The 1,136-nt window shown below is 62.1% G+C and carries 1 protein-coding gene; it reads left to right on the top strand.

The annotated features are described in order from the left end of the window. Window positions 1-176 precede the first annotated feature (176 nt). Window positions 177-1,112, top strand: coding sequence for an IS110 family transposase (locus BA190_RS34850; RefSeq protein ID WP_146126830.1), 936 nt, complete (start codon window positions 177-179; stop codon window positions 1,110-1,112). The last annotated feature ends 24 nt before the right edge of the window (window positions 1,113-1,136 follow it).

The raw sequence follows: 1,136 nt of genomic DNA, 5'->3' as shown, positions 1-1,136 counted from the left end.
ATGCCCGTGCACCCTGTGTAGTTGGAATGTGTCAGGATGGGTGCGGGCGAGAGACCGTGTGCACCCCGGCCCGTTAAGGCCGTTTTCCGGCTTGGTCCTCGCCCGCGTTCGAGTACCCAACCTGAACAGTTGATCGAGGCCGCACCACCGGACCTCGTAGCACAGGGATAGGCGCGATGATCATACACCCTGGCTTCATCGGGATCGATGTCTCCAAACACCATCTCGACATTTTCAATGCCACCACCCAGCATGTCGAGCGCATCGACAACACCCCACAGGCGATCACCTCGACTTTCGAGCGCTTGCGAGCCGATCCAATCAAGCTCGTCGCCTTCGAAGCGACCGGGCCTTATGATGGGCCGTTGCGTACGGCTCTGGCCAGCCTGCAACTGTCCCTTGTCCGCATCAATCCGGCCCGTGCCCGCGACTTTGCCAAGTCCATCGGCCTGCTGGCCAAGACCGACGCCATCGACGCCCGCATGCTCGCCGCCATGGCCCAGTGCCTCAACCTGCAAGCCGACCCTGCCGATGATCCCCACCGCCAGCAACTGGCCTTGCTGCACAAGCGCCGCGACCAGTTCGTCGCCACCCGCAAGCAGGAACTGACGCGCCTGGCTCAAGCCGACATGGCCCAGATCCGCGACAGCCTCCTGGACCATCTCGCCTGGCTGGAGGCCGCCATTGCCAGCCTCGACCAGCATATCACTCGCCTCATTGCCCGCCATGACAGCCTTGAGCAAAGGCGCCAACTCATGTGCTCCACTCCAGGCATCGGCAAGGTCATTTCCACGACCCTGCTGGCTCTCCTGCCCGAACTTGGCCAACGCTCGCCCAAGACCATCGCCGCCTTGGCAGGCCTGGCTCCCTTCAATCGCGATAGCGGCCTCATGCGCGGCACACGCAAAGTCATCGGCGGCAGACGACGCGTGCGCCAGGCCCTCTACATGGCTGCTGTTTCAGCCAGCCGATCCAAATCCAACTTCGCCCAAACTTATCGCGCACTGCGACAAGCCGGAAAGCCTCCTAAACTGGCTCTCATCGCCTTGGCCCGAAAGATCCTCATCACTCTCAATGCAATCTTGCGCGATCAGGCCCCGTTCAAGGCCTGACACTCGCTCAACTACAGTTGCCGG

Source organism: Labrys sp. WJW, from assembly GCF_001676615.1.
GTDB classification, from domain to species: domain Bacteria; phylum Pseudomonadota; class Alphaproteobacteria; order Rhizobiales; family Labraceae; genus Labrys; species Labrys sedimenti.
The sequence above is the reverse complement of the archived record's forward strand: the minus strand, read 5'-3'. Positions and strand labels throughout refer to the sequence as shown.

What these genes read in the sequence shown, in the direction of transcription:
- BA190_RS34850 (WP_146126830.1), top strand. Translation starts at nt 177, where the DNA reads ATGATCATACACCCTGGCTTCATCGGGATCGATGTCTCCAAACACCAT.